At 68.1% G+C, this 20,204-nt stretch carries 23 protein-coding genes and 1 tRNA gene; 14 read left to right on the top strand and 10 right to left on the bottom strand.

The window, feature by feature from the left end; genetic code table 11:
* Positions 1 to 73 precede the first annotated feature (73 nt).
* The 4 genes from ligA to cysK form a co-directional block, all read right to left on the bottom strand.
* Complete coding sequence (gene ligA / locus AB1L88_RS10935; RefSeq protein WP_367096690.1) at positions 74 to 2,092, bottom strand: NAD-dependent DNA ligase LigA; 2,019 nt, start codon at positions 2,090 to 2,092, stop codon at positions 74 to 76.
* 135 nt (positions 2,093 to 2,227) lie between these two features.
* A complete protein-coding gene (gene ndk / locus AB1L88_RS10930; protein ID WP_367096689.1) occupies positions 2,228 to 2,680 on the bottom strand; it encodes a nucleoside-diphosphate kinase in 453 nt (150 codons plus the stop codon).
* 120 nt (positions 2,681 to 2,800) lie between these two features.
* Positions 2,801 to 3,244 carry a M67 family metallopeptidase gene (locus tag AB1L88_RS10925; RefSeq protein WP_367096688.1) on the bottom strand — a complete coding sequence of 148 codons (444 nt, stop codon included), beginning with the start codon at positions 3,242 to 3,244 and terminating at the stop codon, positions 2,801 to 2,803.
* Positions 3,241 to 4,212: a cysteine synthase A gene (cysK, locus tag AB1L88_RS10920; RefSeq protein WP_367096687.1), complete on the bottom strand. Its 972-nt coding sequence runs from the start codon at positions 4,210 to 4,212 to the stop codon at positions 3,241 to 3,243. The genes AB1L88_RS10925 and cysK overlap by 4 nt, the downstream gene beginning before the upstream one ends.
* A gap of 269 nt (positions 4,213 to 4,481) precedes the next feature.
* On the opposite strand from cysK, the gene AB1L88_RS10915 reads away from it, so the two are divergent.
* Positions 4,482 to 4,554: transfer RNA gene (locus tag AB1L88_RS10915), tRNA-Thr, on the top strand.
* A gap of 167 nt (positions 4,555 to 4,721) precedes the next feature.
* The gene (locus AB1L88_RS10910) at positions 4,722 to 5,426 is read left to right on the top strand and encodes a methyltransferase domain-containing protein (protein WP_367096686.1); all 705 of its coding nucleotides are present in this window, start codon (positions 4,722 to 4,724) and stop codon (positions 5,424 to 5,426) included.
* Positions 5,427 to 5,459: 33 nt separating this feature from the next.
* Here AB1L88_RS10910 and AB1L88_RS10905 read toward each other — a convergent pair whose 3' ends face one another.
* Complete coding sequence (locus tag AB1L88_RS10905; RefSeq protein WP_367096685.1) at positions 5,460 to 5,660, bottom strand: hypothetical protein; 201 nt, start codon at positions 5,658 to 5,660, stop codon at positions 5,460 to 5,462.
* Positions 5,661 to 6,036: 376 nt separating this feature from the next.
* Between AB1L88_RS10905 and AB1L88_RS10900 the strand changes: the two genes are divergently transcribed.
* A complete protein-coding gene (locus tag AB1L88_RS10900; RefSeq protein WP_367096684.1) occupies positions 6,037 to 6,858 on the top strand; it encodes an alpha/beta hydrolase in 822 nt (273 codons plus the stop codon).
* Between the two features lie 514 nt (positions 6,859 to 7,372).
* Here the strand turns inward: AB1L88_RS10900 and AB1L88_RS10895 are convergent.
* Positions 7,373 to 7,663, bottom strand: coding sequence for a hypothetical protein (locus tag AB1L88_RS10895; RefSeq protein ID WP_367096683.1), 291 nt, complete (start codon positions 7,661 to 7,663; stop codon positions 7,373 to 7,375).
* 722 nt (positions 7,664 to 8,385) lie between these two features.
* Between AB1L88_RS10895 and AB1L88_RS10890 the strand changes: the two genes are divergently transcribed.
* The 7 genes from AB1L88_RS10890 to AB1L88_RS10860 all read left to right on the top strand — a co-directional run bounded on the left by AB1L88_RS10890 (position 8,386) and on the right by AB1L88_RS10860 (position 14,252).
* Positions 8,386 to 9,129 carry a DUF2293 domain-containing protein gene (locus tag AB1L88_RS10890; RefSeq protein ID WP_367096682.1) on the top strand — a complete coding sequence of 248 codons (744 nt, stop codon included), beginning with the start codon at positions 8,386 to 8,388 and terminating at the stop codon, positions 9,127 to 9,129.
* Positions 9,130 to 9,220: 91 nt separating this feature from the next.
* Entirely contained in the window at positions 9,221 to 10,498 is a 1,278-nt protein-coding gene (locus tag AB1L88_RS10885) for a sialidase family protein (protein WP_367096681.1), read from the top strand.
* A gap of 23 nt (positions 10,499 to 10,521) precedes the next feature.
* The gene (locus AB1L88_RS10880) at positions 10,522 to 11,511 is read left to right on the top strand and encodes a PmoA family protein (protein WP_367096680.1); all 990 of its coding nucleotides are present in this window, start codon (positions 10,522 to 10,524) and stop codon (positions 11,509 to 11,511) included.
* 57 nt (positions 11,512 to 11,568) lie between these two features.
* Positions 11,569 to 12,459, top strand: coding sequence for a plasmid pRiA4b ORF-3 family protein (locus tag AB1L88_RS10875; RefSeq protein WP_367096679.1), 891 nt, complete (start codon positions 11,569 to 11,571; stop codon positions 12,457 to 12,459).
* Between the two features lie 148 nt (positions 12,460 to 12,607).
* Positions 12,608 to 13,087: a hypothetical protein gene (locus AB1L88_RS10870; protein ID WP_367096678.1), complete on the top strand. Its 480-nt coding sequence runs from the start codon at positions 12,608 to 12,610 to the stop codon at positions 13,085 to 13,087.
* 66 nt (positions 13,088 to 13,153) lie between these two features.
* Positions 13,154 to 13,621 carry a hypothetical protein gene (locus AB1L88_RS10865; RefSeq protein ID WP_367096677.1) on the top strand — a complete coding sequence of 156 codons (468 nt, stop codon included), beginning with the start codon at positions 13,154 to 13,156 and terminating at the stop codon, positions 13,619 to 13,621.
* A gap of 16 nt (positions 13,622 to 13,637) precedes the next feature.
* The gene (locus AB1L88_RS10860) at positions 13,638 to 14,252 is read left to right on the top strand and encodes a class I SAM-dependent methyltransferase (RefSeq protein WP_367096676.1); all 615 of its coding nucleotides are present in this window, start codon (positions 13,638 to 13,640) and stop codon (positions 14,250 to 14,252) included.
* 67 nt (positions 14,253 to 14,319) lie between these two features.
* Here AB1L88_RS10860 and AB1L88_RS10855 read toward each other — a convergent pair whose 3' ends face one another.
* On the bottom strand, positions 14,320 to 14,796 hold the full coding sequence (locus AB1L88_RS10855; protein ID WP_367096675.1) for a DUF1499 domain-containing protein: 477 nt from the start codon (positions 14,794 to 14,796) through the stop codon (positions 14,320 to 14,322).
* Between the two features lie 309 nt (positions 14,797 to 15,105).
* On the bottom strand, positions 15,106 to 15,831 hold the full coding sequence (locus AB1L88_RS10850; RefSeq protein WP_367096674.1) for a hypothetical protein: 726 nt from the start codon (positions 15,829 to 15,831) through the stop codon (positions 15,106 to 15,108).
* A 309-nt stretch (positions 15,832 to 16,140) separates the two neighbouring features.
* On the opposite strand from AB1L88_RS10850, the gene AB1L88_RS10845 reads away from it, so the two are divergent.
* Positions 16,141 to 17,082, top strand: a complete 942-nt coding sequence (locus tag AB1L88_RS10845) for a carbon-nitrogen hydrolase family protein (protein WP_367096673.1) — start codon at positions 16,141 to 16,143, stop codon at positions 17,080 to 17,082.
* 52 nt (positions 17,083 to 17,134) lie between these two features.
* Here AB1L88_RS10845 and AB1L88_RS10840 read toward each other — a convergent pair whose 3' ends face one another.
* Together AB1L88_RS10840 and AB1L88_RS10835 are read right to left on the bottom strand one after the other, a co-directional pair.
* On the bottom strand, positions 17,135 to 17,590 hold the full coding sequence (locus AB1L88_RS10840) for a DUF2809 domain-containing protein (protein ID WP_367096672.1): 456 nt from the start codon (positions 17,588 to 17,590) through the stop codon (positions 17,135 to 17,137).
* Positions 17,587 to 18,411, bottom strand: a complete 825-nt coding sequence (locus AB1L88_RS10835; protein ID WP_367096671.1) for an MBL fold metallo-hydrolase — start codon at positions 18,409 to 18,411, stop codon at positions 17,587 to 17,589. The genes AB1L88_RS10840 and AB1L88_RS10835 overlap by 4 nt, the downstream gene beginning before the upstream one ends.
* A 140-nt stretch (positions 18,412 to 18,551) precedes the next feature.
* Here AB1L88_RS10835 and ybaK point away from each other — a divergent pair, with 140 nt between their 5' ends.
* Genes ybaK through AB1L88_RS10820 form a run of 3 tightly spaced genes read left to right on the top strand, consistent with a single transcriptional unit; the run spans position 18,552 to position 20,193 of the window.
* Positions 18,552 to 19,037 (top strand): Cys-tRNA(Pro) deacylase, encoded by a 486-nt coding sequence (gene ybaK / locus AB1L88_RS10830; RefSeq protein WP_367096670.1) that lies wholly within the window; start codon positions 18,552 to 18,554, stop codon positions 19,035 to 19,037.
* 44 nt (positions 19,038 to 19,081) lie between these two features.
* Complete coding sequence (locus tag AB1L88_RS10825; protein WP_367096669.1) at positions 19,082 to 19,870, top strand: class I SAM-dependent methyltransferase; 789 nt, start codon at positions 19,082 to 19,084, stop codon at positions 19,868 to 19,870.
* A complete protein-coding gene (locus tag AB1L88_RS10820) occupies positions 19,870 to 20,193 on the top strand; it encodes a TfoX/Sxy family protein (RefSeq protein ID WP_367096668.1) in 324 nt (107 codons plus the stop codon). Before AB1L88_RS10825 ends, AB1L88_RS10820 begins: the two co-directional genes overlap by 1 nt.
* Positions 20,194 to 20,204 lie beyond the last annotated feature (11 nt).

Raw genomic sequence — 20,204 nt, 5'->3', positions numbered from 1 at the left:
CGAGCCAGAGGTAACGGGGAACCGGTTCAATCCACGGTTCCCCGGTTTCTCCGGAATCACGAGAGGTCGGGCATCACGTGCCCGCGACGATCCGGTCCAGCTCGTCCTCGTCCAGGATCGTGATCCCGAGTTGTCGAGCCTTCTCCAGCTTGCTGCCGGGCTCGGCGCCGGCGATCAGGTACGAGGTATTCTTGGAAACCGAACCGGTGACCTTGCCTCCGGCCCGCTTGACGACCGCCTCGGCCTCGGCCCGCGATCGTCTGGGAAGGGTGCCGGTGATGACCACCGTCTTGCCGGCGAGCGGCAGCCCGCCGGCGGCCTCGGGTTCCGGGAGCGGTTCGGGGACCACTCCCGCCTCCAGCAGGTCGTCGAGGAGCGCCTGGTGGGTCGGGTCGTCGAAGAAGTGCCGGATGCTGGCGGCGACAACGTGCCCGACCTCCGGGACGGCCTCCAGTTCCTCCAGCGAGGCGGACCGGATGGCATCGATCGACCGGAAGCGGAGGGCGAGGACCTCGGCCATCCGGGTGCCGACATGTCGGATCGTCAGGGCCGTCAGGAGGCGGTCGAGGGTCCGGTGCTTGCTCTGATCGAGCTCCCGGACGAGGTTGGCCGCCGACTTCTTCCCCATGCGGTCGAGCCCGGCGAGCGTCTCCTCATCGAGCCGGTACAGGTCGCCGAGCGAGCGGACGAGGCCTCGATCCACGAGCTGTTCGATGAGTTTCTCGCCGAGGCCATCGACGTCCATCGCGTCGCGGTGGGCGAACCAGCGGAGCCACTCCTTGAGCTGATCGGGGCACTTGGAGGGCGGGTTCGTGCAACGGGCATCGACCTCTCCCGGGGTGCGTTCGATCGGGGCGTCGCAGCTCGGGCAGCGGCCCGGGAACGCGTAGGGCTGTTCCGATCCGTCCCGGGCATCCACCTCGACCCGGACGACCTGCGGGATGATCTCTCCGGCTTTCTGGATGACGACCGTGTCGCCGATCCGGACCCCCTTGCGCTCGATCTCGTCCGGGTTGTGCAAGCTGGCCCGCCTGACGACCGTGCCGGCCAGGGGGACCGGCTCGAGCTCGGCCACCGGCGTCAGCTTGCCGGTCTTGCCCACCTGCACGGTGATGCCGAGAATCGTCGTGATCGCCTGCTCAGCCTCATATTTATAGGCGATCACCCATCGGGGGCTCTTGGAACGGCTGCCGAGTCGGGCCCGCTGGCCCAGGTCGTCCACCTTGATCACCAGGCCGTCGATCTGGAAGTCGAGGTCATGGCGTCGGGTTTCCCAGTCATTGGCGTGCTGGATCACCTGCTCGATGTCGTCGAAGGCCGCATTATGCGGGCTGACGGGAATGCCCCACTCGCGGATCGAGGCGAGTATCTCGCTGTAGGACTGCGCATCGATCCCGCTCACATCGCCGAGCCCGTGCGCCACGAACAAGAGCCGGCGTCGGCCGCAGATCTTCGGGTCGAGCAGCTTCAATGAACCGGCGGTGGCGTTCCGAGGATTGGCGAACGGTGCCAGGCCCTCGGCCTTGCGCCCTTCGTTGAGCCGGGCCAGCTCGGAGTTGGTCATGTACACCTCTCCCCGGGCTTCCAGCAACGAGGGAGGGTCGTCGAGCAGGGTCAGGGGGACCCCCCGGACGGTCCGCAAGTTCGAGGTAATGTCGTCGCCCCGCTCTCCGTCGCCGCGAGTGGCGCCGAGGACCAGGGCCCCCTTCTCGTACCGGAGCGAGACGGCCACCCCGTCGACCTTCAGCTCGACGACATAACGGAGGGATTCGCCCTCGGTCAGGCCCTTTCGGACGCGGCGATCCCACTCGCGAATCTCATCGAGCGTGTACGTATTTTCGATGGAGAGCATCGGGACCGCATGCCGGATCGTCTCGAACGCGGCGATCGGCTCGCCCCCGACGCGTTGGGTCGGGCTGTCGGGCGTGATCAATTCCGGATGGGCGGCTTCGAGGTCTTCCAGTTGCTTGAGGAGCCGATCATAGTCGCGATCGCTGATGACCGGGGCCGCCTCGACGTAATAGAGGCGGTTGTGTTTCTCGATCTCCAGGCGGAGTTCATTCACGGCTCGGACAACGTCGTCGGTCGCCATGCTCGATCGCCCCCCCTCCTGGGAAGCGCCCCGCGAATCATCTGGGGGCGAGAGATCCGGGATGTCGGCGGCCGTCTCCTGTTCTGACGAAGACGACCGCCACGATTCTGACCTTGCCCAACGGTTCAATCGCGATCAGGCTTCGCTGACCCAAGACTGGCCGGCGAGTTCGTAGTCGATGAGATCCTGAGGGGCGAACCAGAGTGCAATTTCACGCTCGGCCGATTCGGGACTGTCGCTGCCGTGGATCAGGTTGTTCTGCTTGCTGACGGAGAAGTCACCCCGGATGGTGCCAGGAACCGCTTCGATGCCGCTGGTCTTGCCCATCATCCCCCGGACCACCGACACGGCTTCCGGCCCGGCCAGCACCGCAACGACCACCGGACCTCCGGTGATGAACTCGATCAGGCCGGGGAAGAAGGGGCGTTCCTTGTGCTCGCCGTAGTGCTGCTCGGCCAGTTCCTGGCTGACCTGGATCATCTTCAAGGCGGCGATCCGCAGCCCCTTGGCCTCGAATCGCTGAAGAATCTGGCCGACCAGGCGGCGCTGGACACAGTCGGGCTTGAAGATGATGAGGGTACGTTGCATTGCGGGGAAACCTTGCGCTTCGTTTTGGAATCGTTGCCGAGGCCAGGGCGATGATCGGACGAGTCAGCCGGCCGCTACCGTCGGCCGGTTCGGCAGTATAGCGAGTGCAAGCTGGGCGATTCAACCGTCCGAGATCGTCCGCCAGGGGAGTTCGTCGTACCCGTCGGGGCGGAGCCTCCAGATTCGGACCTCGGGCTCGGGCTGCTGCAGGGAAACGATGATCCGGGGCACCTCCTCGTAATAGTTCTCGCGCAGGTCGGTCCCGCTCGGGATCGCCGGCCATTTCGGGTGCGAGTGGTAGATGGCCAGGATCTGGGCCGATTGGCCCCGAAGCTGGCGGACGGCGGCGATCAGGTCGGCCGGGTCGGCGTCGTACCGGGTCTCGCTCTGGGCGGCATTGCGGAGCGGATGGAAGGACGACACACGGGGAGGCCTTCCTCCGAGCAATCCACAGGCTTCGAGCGGCGACTCTCGGAGGCAATGCTCGATCATGGCGTGCAGGATCGAGCCGGGGATCTCGAGCAGATCCCCGGCCGAGGGCGATGTCGGCTCTGGATCACTCATTCGGGGAACAAGGGGGTCGAGAGGTATCGCTCTCCCAGGTCCGGCAGCACGACGACGATCAGTTTGTCCGCGTTCTCGGGCCGCATGGCGACTTGAAGCGCCGCGTGAGCGGCCGCTCCGCAGGAGATGCCGCAGAGCATCCCTTCCAGGCGGGCCAGGCGCCGGGTCGTTTCGAACGAATCTTCATTGGAAACGCGAATCACCTCGTCGATGATCTTGACGTTGAGGATCTCGGGGATGAAGCCGGCGCCGATCCCCTGAATCTTGTGCGGGCCGGGTTTGGTCGGCTCTCCGTTGCGCGTCTGGGTGATGACCGGGGAATCCTCCGGCTCGACGGCGACGACCTGCAATTCGGGCTTGCGGCCCTTGAGGACCTCTCCGCAGCCCGTAATCGTACCGCCGGTGCCCACGCCGCAGACGAGGATGTCGATCTGGCCGTCGGTATCGCGCCAGATCTCCTCGGCCGTGGTTTTCCGGTGGATCTCCGGGTTGGCCGGATTGCGGAACTGCTGCGGCATGAAGGCGTTCGGCGTGCTCTTGGTCAGTTCCTCGGCCCGGCGGACCGCGCCGGGCATGCCTTCGGCCGCGGGGGTGAGGACGATCTCCGCCCCGAAGGCCTTGATCAAGCGGCGGCGCTCCAGGCTCATGCTCTCGGGCATCGTCACGACCAGGCGATACCCCCGGGCCGCGCAGGTGAAGGCCAGGCCGATGCCCGTATTCCCGCTCGTCGGCTCGATGATGACCGTGTCGGGGTTGATCTTCCCTTCGGCCTCGGCGGTGTCGATCATCGCCACGCCGATCCGGTCCTTGACCGACCAGAGCGGGTTGAAGTTCTCCAGCTTCGCGACGACCTGGGCGTGGCAACCCTCGGTGATCCGTCGCAGGCGAATCAAGGGGGTGTTGCCGACACACTGCGTGATCTCGTCGTAGATCCTGCCGCGTGCCCTGACTTCGTCAGCGGTCGCCATCGTCTCGTCTCCTCGGGCGTCGGAACGCTCGGCAACAGGTACTTCGAACACACCGGCGGCGGTGACCTCGACCCATCCGCCAGGCAAGCCCCAATCATACGACCCCGCCTCGGTCGCGGCAACCCGGGCAATCTCGACTAGACCACTCATTTTGGTGATCATTGCCGGTTTGATCGTCCAACCGGCTTCCGACGCCCTGACTTCCGCAGTCTGAACTCGACTGGCGTTGACACACCGACCCATCCTTTTTTACGATCATTTCCTCAGTTGCCACCGTAGCTCAATCGGCAGAGCACCGCTTTCGTAAAGCGGGGGTTAAGAGTTCGACTCTCTTCGGTGGCTCTCTCTAAAGCCTTTTGCCGCAATATCTTGCGGAATGTCTCTGGAAGTCTCGGTGCGGCTCGTCGGTCTGCAATGTTACACGAGGCACCGATTCACCCCGAGTTTTCATGCTCCAGGGGGCGAGTCGATTGCCCGGAATCCCCCCTCCTGGCGGCGAATTCTCGATCGTGGATCTCCTCGCCGATGAGGACCTGGAGCGGTCGGCGGTCGTCGCCAACTGCCGGATGAACCGGGAGCGGAACCTCGCCGGCTCCAACGGCTACGACCGGGAACTGGGCCTCGATCCCCTCGGCTTCCTCAAGTCCGTCGAGGGGCAGCGAGGCGGTGCGGCATGGCTGGACCTCTGCTGCGGCAGCGGCACGGCCCTGATCCAGGCGGCCGAGCGGCTGCGTGACGAGGGGATCGGGGACCGCATCTCGATGCTGGGCGTCGACCTTGTGGGGATGTTCCGACCGATCCCCGAGGGGTTCCCGGCGCTTCGGCTGATCGAGGCGTCGGTGCGGAGGTGGGAGCCGGACCGCACGTTCGACCTGATCACCTGCGTCCACGGGCTGCACTACGTCGGCGACAAGCTCGGGCTGATCGGGCGTGCCGCTTCCTGGCTCTCCGAGGATGGGCTGTTCCTGGCGAGCCTCGACCTCGCCAACATCAAGCTCAGCGACGACCACATTGCGGGGCGGCGGGTGGCGACTGATCTGAGGCGGGCGGGGCTGGACTACGACCGCCGGAGGCGGCTGGTGGCCTGCCGGGGCCGGCGGGACATCGCCGTGCCCTATCGCTACCTCGGGGCCGATGACCGGGCGGGGCCGAACGTCACGGGCCAGCCCGCCGTGGACTCCCACTACGAGCCCGCCCAAGTCAGGTTCGGGTGATCGGGAACCGGGACGATCTCCCCGAGGGAACGCTCACGCCGTCTGCTGGCACGCCCCGGCGAGGATATGCAGGAGAACCTGTCCCTGCTCGGCACTGATCCGCCCGGCGTGGGCCAGGTCCTCGACCTCCGACCGGCAGTCCTCGACGACCCGATGCTTGCCGGGGTAGTCGGGATGACGGGCGATCAGCCCCGCCGTCTCCACCAGCCGCTCGAAGTAGGAATGAGCATCCATCGCCGGACCTCCCTGAGTAGACCTCCGCCGATTGCATCAATGCGCCTGTCGGGCTTACGCCCACGAGCCGCCCCCCGTGACGGAGGGCGACTCCATCGCCTCGCTGTCGAGCAGCCCGGCACTTCTATACGAATGACCACGGGAGATGGTGCGGCTCGGCGTGGAGGCAGGGCGGATCAGCAGGAAGGGCGTCCTCACATCACGATCCACGAAGGCGAGTAGGGTCGGTCTTGCCGCAGGTGCCCCGCCGCATCGAGACGCTCCAGAGGTCCGGGGGTTCGTCGTCGGAGACCTGCTCGATTGCGTCGGCTGCCCCTGCGTCTCAGGATGTAGGAGCCGACGAATCGCCCCGCATGCCGACCGGAGAACCAACCCGATGACGTTCCCGACCCTGATCCTGGGGATTGCCCTGACTGCCGCAACGACTGATGATCCCCGCCCCTTCCCGGGCCGGGTGAGCGATTGGCACGGCTTCGTCCGGCATGACTTCCGGGTCGACGGGGCTGATGCGATCGTCGTCGAGCCCCCGGAGCCCCTGCCCGGACGCCCCTGGGCCTGGCGGGGCGAGTTCTTCGGGGCGTTCCCCAACGCCGACCTCGAACTGCTCCGGAGGGGATGGCATCTTGCCTACCTCGCCGTGCCCGACCAGTTCGGCTCGCCCCGGGCCATGGACCACTGGGAGACGTTCTACGAGATGCTGGTCCGAGATCACGGATTCTCGCCGAAGCCGGCCCTGATCGGACTGAGCCGGGGGGCGCTCTACTGCATGGCCTGGGCGGCACGGCATCCCGACCGGACGCTGCTGGTCTACCTCGACAACGGTGTCTGCGACTTTCGGAGTTGGCCGGGCGGGCGTCCCAAGGGGCTGGGCGAGGGGAAGGGCTCGCCCGAGGAGTGGTCCAAGCTGCTGCGGGCGTATGGCTTCCGGGACGACGAGGAGGCGATCGCCTCCCGGCTCAACCCGGTGGACCGTCTGGCGCCGCTGGCCAGGGCAGGGGTGCCGATCCTGCTGGTCTACGGGGACGCCGACACGGTGGTGCCGCACCGGGAGAACTCGGAGGTCGTCTTCGAGCGATACCGGGCGCTGGGCGGGGAGGTGGAGCGGATCGTCAAGCCGGGTCAGGACCACCACCCCCATGGGCTGGACGACCCCCGGCCAATCGTGGAGTTCTTCGAGCGGGTCCGTCGGGGCGGCTGAGGAGACGCCCGGCGGTCCTCCCGTTTCGAGGCTCCGTCGAGCGATGGGATCGAGTGTCCCCTAACGGGGTCTGGATGCTGTAAATCAATTTGTGCCGTTGAACCGATCTGGTCACCTCGGAAGAGATTCCCCGCCTTCCTCGCCTTCGAGGAGTGCCCCCCTCCCGCCTCAATGCCGTTGCAGGCCGGCGAGGGGCGGCACCGGTCCCGCCGGACCCGCTCACCAGAGCCCCGGCACCAGCCGGTATCGCACCCGCCGGGCGTAGTCGGCATCTCGCCCACGGCGTTGATGACCGCCTGCCGGTCCTCGTCGGAAACGCCGCCCCGACTGACAGACTCCAGGTGGTGGGAAGCCGATCGATCAGGTGACGCTGCCGCCGGGACTGCGGGTCTTCGCCGGTCAGGGACTCGATGGGGTCGAGCAGGTCGGTCCAGCGGGAGGGGTCGGCGAGATCGTCGACCCGCAGGTATCGCTTGATGAAGACCCGGTGACGGGCGGCAGCTTCACGGACCCACTAGGAGGCCGCCAACTGGTCGTGATCTTCCAGGACGTTGAGCCGCTGGAGTACCGACCGCACCGCAGATCGGGCCTCGGCAAGCACTTTCAGCGACTTCTCCCTGCGCCCGCCCTGACCGGAGATGCTTCGGGCCAGTGCCGATGCCTTGGCGAGCGCCTCGAAGCAGCCGCCCAGGTCGTCGAGCAGGGCGATATCCGAGGTCGGTTGAGGAGTCCTTGGCATCCAGCCAGTAGAAGGCGTCGGCGAAGCGATCGGCGAACTCCGAGACCCCCGGATCGTCCGAGTCACCCTCGTGAGCCTCCCCGGCCCCGATCCGACGGAGGCGGGACGACGCCAGTCGAGCCCCCTCGGCCTTGAGCCGGCAGCGGGCCTCGATCTCGTCGAGGTCCGGTCCCTCATCGAAGCCGTCCATCCGGGGAAGTTCCGTTTCCGGAGGGGACGGGCATGATTGTCCCAGCGTCAGTTCGTGGAGCGGTTCGGGCTCCTGAGGGGCTTGATCTTCGGCGGCAGTTACGCCTTCGGCGGTCGATTGAGCCGGGGACGGGTCGGGATTCGAGCCCGCATCCTGGTCGTCTCCCGTGGGCTGGTCCTCGGTCGCCTCCAGGATCGCCCGGGCCAGGTCCCGGAGGTCCGCTCGGAGTTCGGCGTCCTCGGCGGCGAGGGCGAGGAGACGTTCGACCTCGGCCTCGATGATCTTCATCTCCCAGCCGGGCATTGCTCCCTCCGAACTCCATGCCGAGGATGTAAACTTCTCCGTGTCATCCCCCTCCGTCGAGCATAACCCTCCGGTTTGACTGCGGAAATGGCGGCGGGCACAATCGGCTCGGGGTCGGATGTCCGGGGACAGGGAGGTCGCCCACCGCCGAACTGGGAAGAGGGTCAAGCAGAAGGCCGATCCGGGTCGTAGCCGATGAAGAGCGGAGCCTGTGGTCACCCGGGAAACGGGGCCACAAGCGGAAGGAACCCGAGCGCCGAGTTCTGCGAACCGAACGCAAGGAGGCGAGAGCGGCATGAGCGGACAGACCTTCTCCCCCGGCCCGACGGCGAACTCCGTCAGGGACGCCGACGGACGGGTCGTGACCGTCCCCGAGGGCTGGGTCCTCCTGCCGCCGGGGGACGCCGGGCTCACCCGCCGGGTCAAGGCCGCCGGGGACCACTGGGTCGTCGCCGAGCGAAAGGGACGCAAGGTCTTCTCCCGGGGCGTCTGGGCTCCGTCGGTGACCATCGAACGCATCCGGGCCGAACTCTCATCCGAGCGAGCAACGACGGGCTACACCAAGCGGAGGGAGGCCGACGCCCGTCGCCGTGACGAGGCCCAGTCCCGCTACGTCGAGGACTTCCGAGGGGCGGTCCTGGCATTCCTGGCCTTCCATCCCAATCACGACGACCTGGCCGACCGCCTCGCCCGTGCCGTCACCGAGCACGCCACGCCGGTCGGCAGCGGCACCGTGGCCAGGACCAGCCGTATCCCGGTGGAGCAACGGGCCGAGGCAGCCGTGATCGCCTGGATGCGACATCGGACGACCTGCTACGACGGGATGGTGATCCCAAGGGTCAAGGGGAAGCGGCGGGAGGTCCGGCGGATGCTCGCCCGGCGGTCCCAGGAGTTGCTGGGCCAATATCGGCGGGGAGAGCCGGCGGGGGGAGGATGCCCGCTGAGGGCGGCGCTCGGCGTTGCAACTTCCGAGACTCGGGATCGGTCAGATGGCGGTCGCCCGGCCTCGGAAGCCACCGTGCGGAAGCCGGCCGTTTGACGGCGGGTCCGGCGAGGGGGACAATCGGCGTCGGCCGGGATGCCCCGGAGCCCCCGGAACCTCGTTGGCCCGATCGCATGAGGCATCCACCATGGCAAGCTCCATCGAGTTCCTCGACCGTCGTCGCTTCCTGGGCACTGGGATCGGCCTCGTCTCCTCCCTTGCGGCGGGGGGTGCCGTCGACCTGCCGGCCTCCGGGGGCGACGGCGACGACCGTGATGGCGGTGGACTGGTCGCCGGCATCGGGCGGGAGGTCATCTTCCCCGGGCGCCGGGGCGGGACGACGTGGTTCCACCCCCGGCCCTGCATGGTCCCCGCCGCCGACGGCCCCGTCGCCCTGATGACCCTCCAGTCCATCGGCGGCTCCGACGTGTTCGGGCCGGTCCACTGGACGACCTCCTCGGACCTGGGCCGTACCTGGAGCATGCCGGAGCCGATCCCGGGGCTGGGGCGACGGGATCTGGGCGGCGGTTGGGAGGTGGGCGTCTGCGACGTGGTCCCCGAATACCATGCACAGACGAACTCCGTCCTGGCCATAGGGCATAACGTCTATTACGAGGGCGGCGTCCTGGCCCGGCCCCAGCGGAGGCGATGGCCCGTCTCCGTCGTCCGGTCCCCGGACGGGCGGTGGTCCGAGCCCCGGCGGCTGGAGTGGGACGATCCTCGGGGCTCGGCCATCTCCACCTGCGGCTGCTCGCAGCGGGTGGTCCTGGACGACGGCGACGTGCTCGTCCCGCTGTCTTTCGGACCCGAGGGCCGCACCCACCGCTCGGTCACGACCGTGCGCTGCTCGTTCGACGGGAGTGATCTCCGCATCCTGGACGTGGGCTCCGAACTGGTCAACACGAGCGGTCGGGGGCTGCTGGAGCCCTCGCTGACCCGCCTGGATGGTCGCTTCTACCTGACGATCCGGGCCGAGGACGACCGGGGCTACGTCTCCGTCTCCGACGACGGCCTGCGCTGGGGTCCGCAGCGGCCCTGGTGCTGGGACGACGGCGAGCCGCTGGTCATGTCCACCACCCAGCAGCACTGGCTGCCGCACTCCGACGGGCTCTTCCTGGTCTACACCCGGAGGGATGACGCGAACGTCAACGTCATGCGGTGGAGGGCGCCGTTGTATGTCTCCGAGGTGGACCGGGACCGCTTGCGGCTGATCCGGGCGTCGGAGCGGGTGGTCCTGCCGCTGATCGGCGACGGGATCGACGACCCGACGCACGTCGCCCGCATGGGCAACTTCCACACGGTCGCCGCCACCCCGGAGGAGTCGTGGGTGACCGTGGGTGAGACGCTGCCGGAGGACGGCTGGCGGGGCGACACGCTTCTGGCCCGGGTCCGCTGGTGCCGCCCGAATCGCCTGGCGCCCGCCTGAATCCCCCGCCGAGGAGCCACACCATGACCGTCCGCTGGTGCTTGATGCTGTTGCAGACGCTTGCCCTGCTCTTCATGCCGGGATTGGCATGGTTCGACGACGACCCGGAGCCTGAGGAGATCGCTCAGGCCGACTCCGACCCCGATGCGCCCACCGTCGCCTTCGAGGAGCGACCTGACGGCCTGGGGATCACGATCGGCGGGGAGCCGTTCGCCACTTACGTCTTCGAGCAGGGTCGCATCCCCCGCCCCTTCCTGGAGCACCTCCGCTCCCCGAGCGGCGTGCAGGTCACCCGCAGCAACCCGCCGGTCGAGGGAGTGGATATCGCCGACCACCCCACGTTCCATCCCGGCCTCTGGCTGGCCCTCGGCGACCTCAATGGGGCCGACTCCTGGCGGAACGCCGACCCCATCCGGCACGCCGGGTTCGTCGAGGAGCCGTTGGGCAGCCCAGGCCGAGGCCGTTTCGCCGTTCGGAATCGCTACCTCAAGGACGGCGAGGTCATCGCCGAGGAGGTCTGCCGCCTGACCATCGTCGTCCGGCCCGCCAGCACGCTGCTGGTCTGGGACTCGGAGTTCCGACCCGTGGGCGGCTCCCTGGCCTTCGGCGACCAGGAGGAGATGGGACTGGGCGTCCGGCTCGCCACCCCATTGGCGGTGGTCAACGGCGGGCGGATCATCGACAGCGAGGGGAGAGTCAACGAGGCCCAGGTATGGGGTGCGCAGGCCGACTGGTGCTCCTACGCCGGGGAGATCGACGGCGAGCGGGTGGGCCTCCTGCTGATGCCCGACCCCGGCAACTTCCGACGCCCGTGGTACCACGCCCGGGACTACGGACTGCTCGTGGCCAACCCGTTCGGACGCAACGCCTTCACCGGGGGCGAGCCGAGTCGGGTGATCGTCGAGGCGGGGGAGACCCTGCGAATGAGATTCGGCATCCTGGTCTTCGACGGAGACGCCGACCTGGAAGCAGCCTACCGGGACTTCCTGGAGCAGATCGGGATCGAGGGGTGATCGAGGCCCCGAGGCCCGGTCGCCTCGGGGACCGACATGGAAAGGAGTGTCCAGCCGATGCCGAAGCGATCTTCCAAGCAGGACGAGACCTTCCCCCTGAAGCTCACCGCCAGGCAGCGGGAGTCCCTGCTGCACTGCACTCGGCTGAAGCGAGGGCTCAAGCGGAAGGTCGAGGACGCGGGCGAGGGCACGCAAGCCGTCGACTTCACCCGCAAGCAACTCGAAGAGATGGCCGAGGAGGTCGACACCTCGCTGGCGTTCGCTCCGAGCCCCGACAGGAAGCGGCTCTCTGCCGTCCTGGAGAAGGTCGACGACCTCCTGGATGCCTTCGAAGGAGAAGAGCCGGGCGGGGCGGGGCTCAAGCCCGGCGAGGGGACCGGCACGGTCTACCAGTTGAAGGTCACGCTCCGGGGGAGCAGGCCGCCGATCTGGCGGCGCATCCGGGTCCCCGACTGCACGCTCGGGGAACTCCACGAGGTCATCCAGGTGGTGATGGGCTGGGAGGACGCCCACCTGCACGAGTTCGTCGTCCGGGGCGAGCGCTACGGGCCGCCCCCGCCGGACGACTTCGGCATGGACTTCGGGTCCGAAGAGCAGGACGAGGACACGGTCCTCCTGAGTCGGGTCGCAGAGGGCGGGAAGCGGACCCGGATGAGATACGTCTACGATTTCGGGGACTCGTGGGAGCACGAGGTCACCGTGGAGAAGGCGCTCGCACCGGAGCCGGGCGTCGAATATCCCCGGTGCGTGGGCGGGGCACGGGCGTGCCCGCCGGAGGACTGCGGCGGGGTCTGGGGCTACGCCGACTTCCTCGACGCCATCGCCGACCCGGGGCACGAGATGCACGAAGAGATGCGGGAGTGGGTCGGCGGCGAGTTCGACCCGGAGGCGTTCGACATCGAGGCCGTGAACGAGGAACTCCAGCAGACCTTCCGGGGCGAGCCTTGACGCCGCTGCTGCCGATCCTGATCCACTCCAGGGCGACCAGCCGGGGCGCCATCGTCGGTCCCGGGTGACAGTTCGTCGTGCCGGGGAAGTCCCCTGGGGGTGGCAAGGGGGCTTGAGTGTTCATCGATCGAACTCCGAGGACGCAGCGATGACCGCCCAGACGGACACCGACTACCGGCATACCCAGCGGGGATACTGGCACCTGCTGCTCGACGGGTTCGGCGTGCTGATGATGGCCCTCGCCGTGTTCTCCGGCGAGCCCTACGCCGCCCGCCTGCTGTTCCTGGGGATGGGTGCGATGTTCCTGCTCCTCGGCGCCTCCTTCCGAAGTTTGACCGTCGAGGACCGGGGCGACCGCCTCTGCGTCGGCTTCGGCCCGCTCCCCCTGTTCCGGACGAGCATCCCCTACGACGACATCCGAGAGGTCGAGGTCGGTCGGACGCTCCTGCTGGAAGGCTGGGGCATCCACCTGAGCCTGCTTCGGGGGGGCTGGGTCTGGAACATCTGGGGTCGGCAGTGCGTGGTCATCCGCCGCCGTCGCCGGTCGACGCTCCGGGTGGGGACGGACGATGCGGAGGGGCTCGCTGATTTTCTCCGGAGGCACATCGGGACCGGGCATGGGATGTAACCAAAGTTCAAGGGTCGGTAAGAGCGAATGAGTTACCAGATCGCCGGACTGTCCAGGGAAGAGCGCATGACTGGCAAGTGGACGATCGATCTCTCCTCGGTTGCCGTCTGGCTCGTGTTCGCCGTCGTCGCCTTCGCCGTCGTTGCCGTGCGGGAGGTGCTCCTGGTGCCCCGGATCGGCGAGCCGGCAGCCCATGGGAACGGGACGCTGATCGCCGTCGGGCTGATGGCGCTGGTGATCGTCGCCTTCGTCCGGCGGGTCGCCCGGTCGTGCTCGACCCTCGAACTGGTCCTGATCGGCGTGCTCTGGACGGCGATGACCGTTGCCTTCGAATTCGGCTTTTTCCACCTCATCATGGGAGAGCCTCTCGAAGAGCTGCTGGCCGACTACAATGTCCTGCGGGGGCGTCTCTGGGTGCTCGTCCTGGCGACGGTCCTGCTCGGCCCGGTCGTGGTCGGCCTGATCCTGCGCCGGGGCCTAACGGCATCGATCCCGGAACGATCATCTCCTGCGGACCCCGGGACATCCCGTTGAACGAGTGGGGCGAACCATGGGCATCTACTCCCGGCACGTCTTCCCACGCCTCTGCGACCGGGCGATGAGGCGTTCCGAGATGGCCCGACTCCGCAGCGAGCTTCTCGCCGATGTGGATGGCGAGGTCCTGGAGATCGGCTTCGGCACCGGGCTGAATTTGGAGCACTACCCCGAGCACGTCCGACGGCTCACCGCCGTCGACCCCGGCGAGGGCATGGGTCGCCTCGGTCGCAGGCGGATCGCCCGCAGCAAGATGGAGGTCGACCATCGTGTCACCGGGGCGGAAAGCCTGCCGTTCGAAGACGATCGCTTCGACTGTGTCGTAACGACCTGGACGCTGTGCAGCATCCCAGCGGTCCGTCGGGCGCTGTCCGAGGTCTACCGGGTTCTGAAGCCGGGCGGTCGCTTCCTGTTCCTGGAACACGGGCTGAACGACGACCCGAGTGTCCGACGCTGGCAGCATCGGCTGACCCTGATCCAGCGGGTCCTTGCGGACGGATGCCGTCTCGACCTGGACGTGGAGTCGGTCGTCCGGAGTCAGCTGTTCCGGGAGGTGGAGGTCGCCCGGTTCCTCCTGGAGGGGACACCCCGGCTGCTCGGCTCGATATACCGGGGCGTGGCGAGGAAGTGATCGGCGAACGGGCGAGCAGGACCGAAGTTCTCGGCGAACGACATCGAGCTTATCGACCAGCCTCCGGTCACTCGCCCCCACCAGACCGTTCATACGCCTCCCTGATCCGCTCAACCCGATCCCGGTTCACGCCGAGGTCCGAGTGACCGACTCGGGACGCCGAGCGGACGTGGATGACCTGTTCATCCTCGCCGACCAGGAATTCAACGTCGTCGACGAACCCGAATACCAGGCTGGTCGCCACGACGTGGAGGTAGTATTCCTGCTCGTCGACGATCCTCGTGCGGGGCATCGTTTCCAGGACCGACCGGAGCCGACCGAGCGCCTCCGACGCCGATCCCCGGAGCGGGAGGGGCTCGACCCGGTGCTCGGCGTCCTCGGACTGCGACGAGACGCAGTTGGGGGAGTCGGGGCAGCTTGCCAGGCGACTTTCCACGACTCCCAGGTTGCCTGGGGGCATCGAGGGCAGGATACGGTAGACGATCAGGACGGCGATCGGGACGATGAGGGCGAGGACCGGGGCGAGCTTGCGGGTTCGGATCATCGATAACCTGGCTGTCAGGGCGGTCGTTCCGGGGTTATTGGTCGGTAACATAGCAGGCGAAGCCCGAGAGCCATGACGGTTTCCGAAGGCTCTCCGGCGTCTTCATCGAGCACGGGGGTTACCCACCGGGCGGATCGGATCAGAGCCCTCGGTCCAGAGCAAACATCCCTCGGACCAGGATACCCTTCTCCCGTCGGAAGACCCACGGGTCCGGGGAGGTGGCGTGCTTGCTCATCCAGGCGACGAGTCGGGAGCCGGGGGATTGACCATGGCGAGGAAGAAAACCAAGCCCAGCCCGTCCCTCGCCGGTCAGGTCGAGGTCTTCTCGCTGATCCGGTCGGTGGTGGCGAATTCCCGCCGCTGCTCCTCACCGACCTCTGCCGAGTCGGGCTCGTCCGCCACGACGAGCATGATCGAGTTGACGATCCGGCGCTCGTCCCGGCTCGGATCGGGGATCTCCGCCCGGTGCAGCACGCCCAGCGGGTTTGTCCCAGCCTCGGCGTACGGAAGCGAGCTATTGTTGATGAGCAGGATGCGGGCGTGGCCCTCGGCCGGTTCGGGCAACTCGGTGACCTGCGGGGCGAGCAGTTCCTCGCCCCGGCGGAACATCGGGTTGTAATCCCTCAGGAACTGTCGAGGCTCGATCCCCAGATCGTACGCACAGCGGGCGTAGTCGGCCAGCGAGAGGCGGCTGCAGACCACCGAGGGCTCGTACCCCAGCATCAGCAGGGACCTGTCGGGAGCCCCGTCCAGGTGGAACTTCGTCGTCTCTTGCTGGTCGAAGCGTCCCATCGATCGGTAGCGGAACGGGGAGATGCCCCGATCGGCGGCGATCCCGTCCAGGTGCCCCTTGAGCCCGAGCATCAGGGACCGGAGGTCGAGCGAGCCGACGCCAGGACCCAGGTCGATCAGGCAGAAGCCGGGGGCCGAAAAGTCGACCCGCCAGGCCGCATCGAAGACCCGCCCGGCGTGGTTGGCGAGCATTTGTTCCGGCGACTCGGAGAGGTCGAGGAGGTATTCGTCGGCTGTCCGCACTGTCCTTGCTCCACCTGGCCTCGTTCCCTCGCCGCCCGGTCAAGGTGCCCATCGCTTCAGGACGCTCCTCCAGGGGCCGCTCCGATCGTACCGGAACGACCGTGACGTGTCGGCCTGCCTGCGGCGGAGGCCGATGCCCTGGCGGATGCCGTTCAACGTCGCCGGTCGCCCCGACACCTCTGCATTGCCCCTGCTTGGGCGTCGTCAGGCTGATGGCCCCGACGCAACGCCCACCGAGGCGTCCCTTCTTGCAGGGGTGGCGACGATCTGGTCCGATGATGCCGAGGACCCCATAGGAGGAACCGACGCATGCAACGACCGCCAATCGCCCGGACGACGACCCTGATCGCCGTGCTCGCCGCCCTGGCGTCCTGCGTCCCCGCCGCCGGGGCGGAGGACGCCGACGAGTCGGGCGGGGTGCTCCGGCTCGCCACCTGCCAGTTCCCCGTCTCGGACGACATCCGGTCCAACGGCGAGTGGATCCGATCCCAGATGCGCCAGGCGAGCGACGAGGGGGCCGACCTGATCCACTTCCCCGAGTGCGCCCTGTCCGGCTACGCCGGGGTCGACCTGTCGTCGATCGATGGCCTGGACTGGGACGCCCTGCACTCGGAGACCGAGGCGATCCTGGCGACGGCCCGTGACCTGGGCGTCTGGGTCGTCCTGGGCAGCACCCACCGGCTCGGCGGCGACCACCGGCCGCACAACAGCCTCTACGTCATCAACCCCGAGGGCCGGATCGTCGACCGCTACGACAAGCGGTTCTGCACCGCCGGCGACCTGGAGCACTACTCGCCGGGCGACCACTTCGTCACCTTCGAGGTCGACGGGGTCCGGTGCGGGCTCTTGATCTGCTACGACATCCGCTTCCCGGAACTGTACCGGGAGTACAGCAAGCTCGGCGTGCGGCTGATGCTGCACTCGTTCTACAACGCCCGGCAGAAGCCGGGGAGCATCCACCCGGAGATCATGCCGGTGACGGCCCGGGCGTACGCCGGCGTGAACAACATGTTCGTCTCGATCAACAACTCGTCGGCCCCGAGGAGTTGGCCGAGCCGGTTCATCACGCCCGACGGGCTGGTCGGGGCGAGTCTGCCGACCGACGAGCCGGGGGTGATGGTCAACGTCGTGGACCTCCACGAGCCCTACTACGACGCCAGCGGCCCCTTCCGTCCCGATGCGCTGCGGGGCAAGCTGAACAGCGGCGAGGCGGTTGACGACCCCCGCTCGGAGGATCGGACCTCGCATTGAGGCCGCACGAATCCGCACGCCAGGGCACGACCGGGCCACGGCCACGAGTCGTTCAGGATCGGCGGTCCTGCGTCCGATTGCCCTGATGGGATGCGGATCGACCCTCCCTGCCCGGCAGGACCCCGACCACGACCTCGACGCCCACACCCAGGCAGACGCCGACGGCGTAGCAGGCCAGGTCGGACCAGAGGAAGCCGTGCCCCAGCAGCAGCGCTCCGGGGGTCGTCCGGCGGATCGAGTCGATCCAGGGGGCGCGGTACAGTTGGCTGACCTCGACCAGGACGGAGAGCAGCATCGCCAGCGAGGCGACCCGTCCCGTGGCAGCTCTGGGCAGGAGCAGCCCGAGCCCCAGGAACGCCGCCGTCGCCCAGAGCGTGTCCCCGGCATAGGTCGCCACGAGGCCGGGCAGGTGGGGAGCGAAGCGGCGGGAGCCGATGCCCAGGGCGATCGTCAATGCGAGCAGGGCGATCCACAAAATCGGTGGTCGTCTCCAGGGGACGGCGCTCATGGCCCGTTCCCTCCCGCCCCGATCATCCGCAGATAACGATCCGCCGAGCGTTGCACCGCCGCCTTGGCGTCCTTCTCGATCGCCAGATCGAACATGAACCCGTAGATGCGGTCGAAGGCGAACGGCTCGACGGCGGCGACCGCCTTGCGGACCTCGTCGGCGGGCAGCGGGATGTAATTCGGGTACGAGTACATGAAGCTGACATGGCGGCGGTCCATGCAGACCTGGAGGATGTCACCGGACAGCAATGCCCCCTTCCCGTCGGCACCGGCGGGCCAGTGCAGGACCGTGCCGCCCTCGAAGTGCCCGCCGCAGCGGACCAGGGTGATCCCGTCGTGGAGCGCCTTGGTCTCCCCGTCCCAGAATTCGAGCGCCGGGTCGGGGCGCTTGACCCACCGGCGGTCGGCGGCGTGGAGGTGGATGGGGACGCCGCCGAAGGCCCGACTCCACTCGACCATCGACGAGTAATAATGCGGGTGCGAGATTGCGATCGCCGATAGCCCGCCCAGGTCGTTGACCGCCCGGATCGTCGCCTCGTCGATCAGCGAGACGCAGTCCCAGAGCACGTTGCCGCCGGGGGACCGGACCAGCAGCGCCCGCTGCCCGATGCCGAACTTGGGCGTGGTGCCGATGCCGGTCAGCCCCGGCTCCTCGGTGCGGACCTGGTTGGAGTGGTCGGAGCGGAGTTGGTCGAGCGTCGTCCACTGCTGCCCGCCCCAGCCGATGTACTGGCGCTCGTCCTCGCAGATGACGCAACGCTCGGGCGGGTCCGGGGACTCGGCGTGCTGGGTGCCGCAGGTCGTGCAGAGGAAGTGGGGCATCGGTCGAGTGCTCCGGGGCCGGCTCGTGACCGGCGAGGGCGAGGCGATCCGCCCCACGCCGTGGTATCCTATCAGATCGCCGGACGCCGGGGTCTCGGCGACGGATGCCCCCCGATGGTTCCCCAGGTCGGAAGAGAGCCGTGGCCGTCTCCAAGACCAATGCCGTCCGCCTGCTGGAGCGCCAGGGCATCCCGTTCGAGCTTCGGGAGTACGAGGTCGATCCCGACGACCTGGCCGCCGAGACGGTCGCCCGAAAGGTCGGCCTGCCGCCCGAGCGGGTGTTCAAGACGCTGGTGGCCCGTGGCGACAAGCACGGCGTCTGCCTGGCCGTCGTGCCGGGCGACTGCGAGCTTGACCCGAAGGCCCTGGCGAAGGCGACGGGCGACAAGAAGATTGACACCGTGCCGCTGAAGGAGGTCGAGCCGCTGACCGGCTACATCCGGGGCGGCGTGACCGCCCTGGCCTGCAAGAAGGGCTACCCGGTCTACCTGGACGAGACCGCCGAGTTGTTCGAGATCATCTCGATCTCGGCCGGCGTGCGGGGACTGCAAGTCCTGCTCGCACCCGGCGACTACATCAGGGTGACGAGCGCCAAGGTCGCCTCAATCGCCAAGGAGAAGGGGTGAAACCCGGCGACCGATGAGGTGCGTCGGAGATTGAGGGACGCTTCATGACCGACCCGGACGACATCCTCTCCTACAACCGTACCGCCTGGGACCGGCAGGTCGAGCGGGGCAACCGATGGACCGTCCCCGTCGACCCCGAGGTCATCGCCCGGGCCCGCAGCGGCGACTGGTCGATCGTCCTGACGCCCTCCAAGCCCGTCCCCGTCGATTGGTTCCCGCCGCTCGGGGGGCTCGATGTCCTCTGCCTGGCGGGCGGAGGCGGGCAGCAGGGACCGGTGCTCGCCGCCGCCGGGGCGAACGTCACAGTCCTGGACAACAGCCCCGCCCAACTCGACCGGGACCGGATGGTCGCCGAACGGGAGGGGCTCCGGATCGAGACCGTCCGGGGCGACATGGCCGACCTGTCCGCCTTCCCCGACGGTCGGTTCGACCTGGTCGCCCACCCGTGCTCCAACGGCTTCGTCCCCGACGTGCGCCCCGTCTGGCGTGAGGCGTTCCGGGTGCTGCGTCCGGGGGGCTTGCTGCTTTCCGGCTTCGCCAACCCGGTGCTCTACCTGTTCGACGAGTTCGCCCTGGAGCGGGGCGAGTTCCGGGTCGCCCACACGATCCCGTACTCGGACCTGACGAGCCTCGGGGAGGGGGATCGGCGGCGGCTCGCCGATCGGGACGAGCCGCTGGCCTTCGGTCACACGCTGGGGGACCAGATCGGGGGTCAGATCGAGGCCGGTTTCGCCCTGGTCGGCTTCTACGAGGACGCCGATCCCGAATCGCCCCTGGGGGCGTATCTCCCGACGTTCATCGCCACGAGGTCGCTGAAGCCGGGGTCGTCGTGATGATCGGCGTCGATGAGTTCCTCGGGCACCTGAGCCCGTTCGGGGACATCAGCAGCCGGGCGATGTTCGGCGGGCATGGGGTCTACTGGCGGGGCATGATCTTCGCCATCGTCTACCGGGACCGGCTCTACCTGAAGGTGGACGAATCCTCGAAGCCGGATTACCTGACCCGGGGCATGGGTCCGTTCCGGCCCAACGAGAGGCAGACGCTCAAGTCGTATTACGAGGTGCCCCAGGACGTGCTCGACGACCAGGAGGCGCTACTGTCATGGTCCGGGGATGCGATCCGTGCGGCCCAGGTCACCGCCGAAGGTCCGAGTTGATCCATGGTCGA

It is taken from the genome of Tautonia sp. JC769 (assembly GCF_040717455.1).
Taxonomy (GTDB): Bacteria; Planctomycetota; Planctomycetia; order Isosphaerales; family Isosphaeraceae; genus Tautonia.
The sequence above is the reverse complement of the archived record's forward strand: the minus strand, read 5'-3'. Positions and strand labels throughout refer to the sequence as shown.